The sequence below is a fragment of the Streptomyces chlorus genome, from assembly GCF_042655885.1.
Classification (GTDB): Bacteria; Actinomycetota; Actinomycetes; order Streptomycetales; family Streptomycetaceae; genus Streptomyces; species Streptomyces chlorus.
Genome location: NZ_JBHSOA010000114.1, coordinates 1 through 8,015, shown reverse-complemented (window position 1 = coordinate 8,015; position 8,015 = coordinate 1). Strand labels below are relative to the sequence as shown.

The window sequence follows — 8,015 nt, the reverse complement described above, 5'->3', positions numbered from 1 at the left end:
GGCCGCCGCGCCGGCCGCTCCGCCCGAGCCGCCGGTGCCGGAGGCCGCCGCGCCCGCCGCGCCTGCCCCCGCCGCGCCCGCGGCGGCCGTGCCTCCGGCGAGGAGACCGGCCACCTTGGCGTACCCGGCGGCGCCGAACCAGCCGATGACGGCGACGGGTACCAGGGCGGGGATGCCGCCGGCGACTTCCTGGACCTGGGTGGCCGCCAGCCGGCACCGCGCGCATGCGTCCAGGTGCCCCCACAGTCCCCGTTCGGCGCGGGTGCGCAGCCGGCCGCGCGCGTACGTGCCGAGTTGGTCGGCGTAGCGGGCGCACTCCTCGTCGTCGGTGAGGGTCGCGCTGACGTGCGCCTGGAGGTACGCCTGCTTCAGGCCCTCACGGGCGCGGCTGGCCAGGACGCGGGTGCCGTTGGCGTCCAGGCCGAAGAGCGTGGCGACCGTGCTCGGCGACTCGTCCTCGACCTCGGTGTGCCACAGCACCGCCTGCCAGCGCTCCGGCAGTGACCTGAACGCCCGCATGGCCATGGACTGTTCGGCCTCGTGCATCGCCCGTACGTCCGCGCCCAGGTCCAGGGTGTCGGTGTCGGACACGTGCGGAAGGCGCGCGGCCTGGGTGGCGAAGTCCACGAAGTCGTCGACCAGTTGCTCGCGCTTCGCCGACCGCGTCCAGGACGCCGCCACCCGTCGTACGGACGTGAGCAGATACGCGCGTACGGCGTGCTCGGGGCCCGAACCGCCGCGCACCGCCTGGAGCACACGGGCGAAGACCTCGGCGGTCAGGTCGTCCGCGGTATGGGCGTCCCGGCAGCACGTACGGGCGTACCGGCGCACCGCATCCGCGTGACGCCGGTACAGCTCCTCGTACGCCGAGTCGTCGCCCGCGCGCATCCGCGCGAGGAGATCGGCGTCGGACGGCGGCAGCTCACGCAGGGGAGGCAGGATGCTCTCCTCGCGCCGGTCGCGCTGGGCGGGAACGAGGCCGTCCGGGTCGTCCCTGTCGTCGGGGGGTACGCTCGTGCGCCACCCCTGACCCGGCACCTGCGGTGTGCTCTCGGCCCCGGGGTCACCGTCACCGTACGACTCGTCCCGCCCGTCAACGCTCATCGCGGAAGCCCCCGCCACCTGCCCAGTCAGTCCTGATCACGGGTCAGGGTGCCATATTGGCTTTTGGTCAGGACAGCTCAGGATGGCCCATCCACCCGTCCGAGGGTTTCTGTCGCACATGAGTGCGGGCAGTCACCCGTTCGGGAAAGGGGTGGGGCCTGTCAGGTGCGGACGGGCCCCATCGGCTGCACCCACCCTCACGCCGGGCGTGAGCGCAGGCCCTCCAGCAGGATGTCCAGCAGCCGGGCCGAGGCCGCCGCCTGCTGGGCCGGGTCCGGCAGCGAGGGCGCGGCCGTGGCGATCACCAGGAGCACGTCCGACACCGACACGTCCGGCCGCAGCGTGCCCGCCTCGCGGGCCCGCTCCACGAGCCGGCCGACGACGTCGAGAAGCTGCCCCGCACCGGCGTCGTCCTTCCCGGCGACGGCCGACCCCTTCTCGGGCACCAGCCGCAGTCCGGTGCCGGCCGGCTGCGTCCGCTGCTGCGGCACCCGCGCGTGGTCGTGCTCGTCCGCCACGCCCACCCGCAGCACCTGCGGCGGCAGCAGCCGCCCGGCGCCCGAGGCGACCGACGTGCGCAGGAAGCGGGACAGCGCCGACCACGGCTCGTCCTCCTGACCGAGCGCGGTACGCGCCTGGTCGGTCAGCCGGGAGGTCTCCTCCTCGGCTATCCGCCGGACCAGGACGTCCTTGCTCGGGAAGCGCCGGTACACCGTGCCCACACCGACGCGGGCCCGGCGTGCCACGTCCTCCATCGGCGCGCCGTAGCCCAGCTCGCCGAAGACCTCGCGTGCCGCGCGCAGCACGTGCTCCAGATTGCGCTGCGCGTCCACGCGCAGCGGAGTCGTGCGCGGCCCTCCCGCGCGCCCGTGGCCCGACGGCGCGCTCAGCGCGGTGCCGGGTGCCACGGCGGATGCGGAAGACCAATGAGAATCCTGAACATGCATACGTTTTCCCCCGGTAATGATGTCTCCCCCCGGAGACTCCCCGCCATAGATGGCTGGGGCTCGAGGAACATGCCCGGTGGCCGGATCCGCCCGTCGCGGACCCGAATGAGCGCATCCCCCTACACCCCGTCGACGTACGAACATAGTTGAGAGGAAGTCAATTCAGAAGGGGCAGGTTCCGCACGGAGCGTCCCCCGATCGGAGTACGGGGCACATTGATCTCGTATGTACCCCGGGGGAAGTGTCGGGAAAGTGCCGCTGACCTGCGCACACGCCGTTCGCTCCGGAGATCCGGGCCGCCCGGCGCGCCCACCGCCTCCAGTCACACAATTCGTCGGGGCTGTGGACAAACGCAAGCGGCGGGTGCGTCATGGGACGGTGAAGGAACGTGCGCGCATTCTCGTTGTCGGTGGCGGCTACGTCGGTATGTACACGGCCCTGCGCCTGCAGCGGAAGCTGAAACGGGAACTCGCCCGGGGCGCGGCCGAGATCACCGTCGTCACCCCCGACCCGTACATGACGTACCAGCCGTTCCTCCCCGAAGCGGCCGCCGGTGCCATTTCCCCTCGTCATGTAGTCGTACCGCTGCGTCGTGTCCTGGACCGGTGCCACATCGTCATCGGCGAGGCCTCCGCCATCGACCACGCCGCACGCGTCGCCACCGTCACCACCCTCGCCGACAGGGAGAAGGACAGCGGCGGCAAGAGCGGCGGCGGCCGGGCGGTGGCGTACGACGAACTCGTCCTCGCGCCCGGCTCCGTCTCGCGCACCCTGCCGATCCCCGGTCTCGCCGACCACGCCATCGGCTTCAAGACCCTCGAGGAGGCCATCGGGCTGCGCAACCACGTCCTCGAACAGATGGACATCGCCTCCTCCACCCGCGACCCCGCGATCCGCGACGCCGCCCTCACCTTCGTCTTCGTCGGCGGCGGCTACGCGGGCGTCGAGGCCCTCGGCGAACTGGAGGACATGGCCCGCTACACCACGCGGTACTACCACAACCTCCGTCCCGAGGACATGAAGTGGATCCTCGTCGAGGCCTCGGACCGCATCCTGCCCGAGGTCGGCGAGGAGATGGGCCGCTACACGGTCAGCGAACTGCGCCGCCGCAACATCGACGTACGCCTGGAGACCCGCCTGGAGTCCTGCGCCGACCGCGTCGCCGTACTCAGCGACGGTGCCCGCTTCCCCACCCGCACCGTCGTGTGGACCGCCGGCGTCAAACCCCATCCCGTCCTCGCCGCCACCGACCTGGCACGCGACGCGCGCGGACGGCTGCGGTGCACCGCCGAACTCGCCGTCGAGGGCGCCCCGCACGCGTGGGCCGCGGGCGACGCCGCCGCCGTCCCCGACGCCACTGCCGAGGACCCCGGCCGGGAATGCGCACCCAACGCCCAGCACGCGCTCCGCCAGGCGAAGGTCCTCGCCGACAACATCGCGCACTCCCTGCGCGGCGAACCCCTTCAGGCGTACGCCCACTCGTACGCCGGGTCGGTCGCCTCCCTGGGGCTGCACAAGGGCGTCGCCCACGTCTACGGGCGCAAGATCAAGGGCTACCCCGCCTGGTTCATGCACCGCACCTACCACCTGAGCCGCGTCCCCACCTTCAACCGCAAGGCGCGCGTGGCCGCCGAATGGACCCTCGCCGGGCTCTTCAAACGGGAGATCGTCTCCCTGGGTTCACTCGAACACCCGCGGGCCGAGTTCGAACTCGCGGCCGGTGGAAAGCCTTCTCAGGACCCCCCGGACAACCCGAAGGGGTCGTCCTGACCGCGCCCAGGAACTCCACGGACCGGCCCGACGTCTGACGGATGTCGGCCCGGTCGGCAGCCTGCCAGACTGGTCCACCACCGAGGGCGGGCGGCTGCCTGTTCCCGGTGCGGCCCCGGGGCCCCGGCCGGTCCCGTTTCCCGGCCGCCGACAACTAACACGAGGCAAGGATTCGTGAACTTCACCCGCTGGAGCGCCCGGCTCCCCGGAACGCAACGCCGCGCCGCAGCGCGCAGCGCGCACGTGGTCTCTCCGGACCGGCGGGGAGAGGGCTCCGTGCCCACGGCCCGCGCCGAACAACTCATCGAGGATCCACGGCCCGTGCCCGCCGTCGACGACCTCAGGGTGCGTGAGGTCCTCGACCACGTCCCCTCCCTCGTCGCCCTGGTGCACGGCCCGGACCACCGCATCGCCTACGTCAACGGCGCCTACACGGCCGCCTTCGGCGCCCGCCCGGTCGGGGCCCCCGCGCGAGGAGCGCTCCCGGAGCTCGACGAACTCGGCCTGCTGCCCCTCCTCGACCAGGTCCTGCGCAGCGGAAAGCCCCGCACGGTCAAGTCCCGCAAGGCCCCCGACGGCCGCTCCTACACCTTCACCTGCACGCCGGTCACCCAGGGCGAGGGCAGCGGTGTGCTGGTCTTCGCCACCGATGTCACCGACCACGCCGAGGCAGCCGAACGCCTGCGCGCGAGCGAACGCCGTCAGCGCGAGACCGCCGTCACCCTCCAGCGCTCCCTGCTCCCGCAGGAGCTCGAGGAGCCCGACGACCTGCGGGTCGCCGCCACCTACCACCCCGGCGGCACCGAGGCCGCCGTCGGCGGCGACTGGTACGACGTGATCACCCTCGGCGGCGGCCGCACCGCCCTGGTCATCGGCGACGTCATGGGCCGGGGCGTCCGCGCGGCGGCCGTCATGGGCCAGCTCCGCACGGCGGTACGCGCCTACGCCCGCCTCGACCTCCCCCCGCACGAGGTCCTCCAGCTGCTCGACGGCCTCGCCACGGAGATCGACGCCAACCAGATCGCCACCTGCGCGTACGCCATCCACGACCCCAACGAGGGCACCCTCGTCCACGCCTCCGCAGGCCACCTGCCCATCCTGGTCCGAGACGAGCACGGCACCGTCCAGCGCGCCGACGAGCCGACCGGCCCCCCGCTCGGCACCGGCGGCTGGATCCACTCCTCCGGCTCGATCGCCCTGGGCCCCGGCTCCACCGCCGTCCTCTACACGGACGGCCTGGTCGAGCGCCGCAACGAGGACCTCGACGAGGGCATCGCCGCCCTGGAGCGCGCCCTGGCCGGCGCGACCGGCACCCCCCAGGTGATCTGCGACCGCCTGATCCGCTCGGCGGGCGTGACCCCGGAGCACGACGACGACGTCGCCGTACTGGTGCTTCAGCACCCCGCCCGCACGGGCCCGGAGAGCGAGCTGTTCCACAACGCCGCCCTGGAGCTGCTGGGCGGCGTCGAAGCGGCCCCCCGCGCGCGTGCCTTCGCCTCCGGCGTGCTCACCAGCTGGCGCTTCCCCGCCGATCTGCACGACCTGGGCGTCCTGGCCGCGAGCGAACTGGTCGCCAACTCCCTCCAGCACGGCACCCCGCCCATGCGGCTGCGCCTGCGCCGCACCGACCGTCGGCTCATCGTCGAGGTCACCGACGGGAACGACCACCTGCCGAGGCGCCGCCGCGCGGAGCCCGCCGATGAGTCCGGCCGGGGCATCGCCATCGTCGCGACGATCGCCTCCAACTGGGGAAGCCGGCGCACCCCGGGCGGCGGCAAGGCCGTCTGGTGCGAGTTCGCCCTGCCGAAACCGGTCACCCCGTAGGGAGCGGGGTGCTGTGGAGCGTCGGCCCCAGGTACGCGCCTGCGTCAGGTACGCGCCGGGGTCTCAGGTGTGCGCCGGGGACTGGCCCGCCGGGGTGGTGCCGCCCTGGGTCACCACCCGGCTGCGCGCAACCGACGGCTGGTCCTGCACCTCCGTGAGCTGTCGGCCCAGCCGCAGCGCGAGCACCGTGATCGCCAGCGAGAACAGCACGAACACCACGATGTACGGCCCGTGCAGCGAGGCACCCATCGGCCCGCCCACCGCCGGGCCGATGGCCAGCGCGAGCTGCTTCACCAGGGCGAACGCCGAGTTGTACTGGCCCGCCAGCCCTTCCGGCGCGAGATCCGCGACCAACGGGGCGAGCGTCGGCGACAGCATCGACTCACCGAGCCCGAACAGGGCGTACGTCGAGATGAAGGCGGCGGTCGCCATGGCCTGGCTGCCGTTCCCGAGGCCCGCGTACCCGGCCACGGCCCACGCCACGGCCCAGAGCAGGCCCACCGAAGCGATCACGCGCGTGCGACTGCGGCGCTCCACGAACCGCAGCACCACGAACTGCGCGAGAACGATGGCCAGCGTGTTCGCCGCCAGCGCCGTCCCCAGCGTCGACGTCGAGATACCGGCCGCCTCGACCCCGTACGCGCTCAGCCCCGATTCGAACTGTCCGTAACAGGCGAAGAACAGCACGAAGCCCAGCACGCACAGCTGCACCATGGCCCGGTTGCCCATCATCTGCTTCCAGCCGGCCCTGGCCGACGGCGTAGAAGCGCCCGCGATACGCGGCGAGCGCGGCATCCGCATCGTCGCCATCACCACGACCAGCAGCAGGAACATCGCCGCCTCGATCGAGAACAGCACGGTGAAGGAGGAGGCCCTGGTCGCGTCGACGAGGTGTCCGCCGATGAGACCGCCGGCCCCGAGCCCGAGGTTCTGCAGGAAGAACTGCATGGCGAACGCCCGCGACCGGGTCTCCGCCGGGGAGCAGTCCACGATCATCGTCGCCAGCGCCGGCTGCATCACGGCATGCCCGGCCCCGAGCAGCGCCGCCGACGCCAGCACGCTCGACGCACCGCTCGACAGGCCGAGGCTCAGCGCTCCGACGGCGGCCGTGACCAGGGCGACGAGCAGCACCGGCAGCGGACCCCGCCGGACGATGGCCCGTCCGGCGAACGGCAGCACGATCAGCGCGGCCACCGCGAACACGGCGAGCACCAGCCCCGCCGTCATGGCCCCGAGCCCTCGTACCTGCGCCACATAGACGTACAGGTAGGGGACGGTGAAGCCGAGTCCGAACGCACTGAGTGCGTTGCCCACGTGGATCCGGCGCATCGCAGCGCCCATCGCCCTGGTCACGTTCACCTCTCTCACAAGTTAGGAGTGAAGACTTAGAAGCTAAAGTTCGAAGGTGAAGAATACATGTCGAACGGCTTCAACACGAAGGGCTTCAAGGTGAAGGGTGGCGTGCCATACTGCGAGCCATGGGCGACACCTCCGGCCTCAACGAGCCGACACTCGAAGAGCAGATCGCCGCGTACCAGCGCGAGTTCCAGGGCCTCGACCCCCAGGTCGAGAAGATCGTCTCCGCGCTGTCCCGGCTGAACCGCCGGATGAACGTCGCCTACGGCCGTCAGACCGCCGAGCTCGGCATCACCAACGCCGACTGGGAGGTCCTGAAGGCCCTCGTCCTGTCCGGCGCCCCGTACCGCATGGGCCCCAGCGACCTGGCCAAGCGCCTCGGCCTCACGCCGGCCGCCATGACCCACCGGATCGACCGCATGGTCGCCGAAGGCCTCGTCAACCGGGAACGGGACGAGACGAACCGGGTCCGGGTCATCGTCGAGGCGACACCCGCCGGCCGCGAGAAGTGGCTCGAGGTGATGCGCATGGCGACGGTCTTCGAGGAGGACCTGCTCCAGGACCTCTCCCCGGACGAACGGATCACCCTGGGCGAGGTGCTCACCCGCCTCCTGCGCAGGGTGGAGGACGCCCAGCCCGACGCCGGCGGCCGCCTCACCGACCTGGACTGACGGCCCCGCCCCTCGGCACCCGAACGGCCGAAAAGATCTTGACAGGGGCTGCTTGACTTCCCCCTCCCCGATCCGTAGAGTTCTCCGAGTTGCCATCGAGCCGTAACGGTTCTCCGGCAGCACTTCCGCCACGAGAGTGGCACTCAAAACCACCAGCACGACCTCCCCAACGAACTGCTTTCGGCATGCTCGAATTCAATTCGCGGGGACGCCGGCATCTGAATCGGAACCGAACGGCTCCGATTTGAGAAGCGGCGAGAGAGTCCGCTAGGGTTTGAGACGTCGGAACGGCCCAACGGCCGGAAAGACAAACCCCGCTGACCGGGGGTCAGATCGAAGAAAA

Annotated in this window: 6 protein-coding genes; 3 read left to right on the top strand and 3 right to left on the bottom strand. The window is 71.8% G+C overall.

Annotated elements, in window-relative coordinates:
* Together ACFPZI_RS33320 and ACFPZI_RS33315 are read right to left on the bottom strand one after the other, a co-directional pair.
* Positions 1–1,104, bottom strand: a 1,104-nt coding sequence (locus tag ACFPZI_RS33320) for an RNA polymerase sigma factor (protein ID WP_381370909.1), incomplete at its 3' end; no start/stop codon positions are given.
* 197 nt (positions 1,105–1,301) lie between these two features.
* Positions 1,302–2,051: a TetR/AcrR family transcriptional regulator gene (locus ACFPZI_RS33315; protein ID WP_381370908.1), complete on the bottom strand. Its 750-nt coding sequence runs from the start codon at positions 2,049–2,051 to the stop codon at positions 1,302–1,304.
* A 378-nt stretch (positions 2,052–2,429) separates the two neighbouring features.
* On the opposite strand from ACFPZI_RS33315, the gene ACFPZI_RS33310 reads away from it, so the two are divergent.
* Both ACFPZI_RS33310 and ACFPZI_RS33305 read left to right on the top strand, forming a co-directional pair.
* Positions 2,430–3,821: an NAD(P)/FAD-dependent oxidoreductase gene (locus tag ACFPZI_RS33310; RefSeq protein WP_381370907.1), complete on the top strand. Its 1,392-nt coding sequence runs from the start codon at positions 2,430–2,432 to the stop codon at positions 3,819–3,821.
* Between the two features lie 174 nt (positions 3,822–3,995).
* Positions 3,996–5,645, top strand: a complete 1,650-nt coding sequence (locus ACFPZI_RS33305; RefSeq protein ID WP_381370906.1) for an ATP-binding SpoIIE family protein phosphatase — start codon at positions 3,996–3,998, stop codon at positions 5,643–5,645.
* 63 nt (positions 5,646–5,708) lie between these two features.
* On the opposite strand, the gene ACFPZI_RS33300 is transcribed toward ACFPZI_RS33305, so the two are convergent.
* Entirely contained in the window at positions 5,709–6,986 is a 1,278-nt protein-coding gene (locus ACFPZI_RS33300) for an MFS transporter (protein WP_381370910.1), read from the bottom strand.
* A gap of 137 nt (positions 6,987–7,123) precedes the next feature.
* Between ACFPZI_RS33300 and ACFPZI_RS33295 the strand changes: the two genes are divergently transcribed.
* A complete protein-coding gene (locus ACFPZI_RS33295) occupies positions 7,124–7,672 on the top strand; it encodes a MarR family winged helix-turn-helix transcriptional regulator (RefSeq protein WP_381370905.1) in 549 nt (182 codons plus the stop codon).
* The last annotated feature ends 343 nt before the right edge of the window (positions 7,673–8,015 follow it).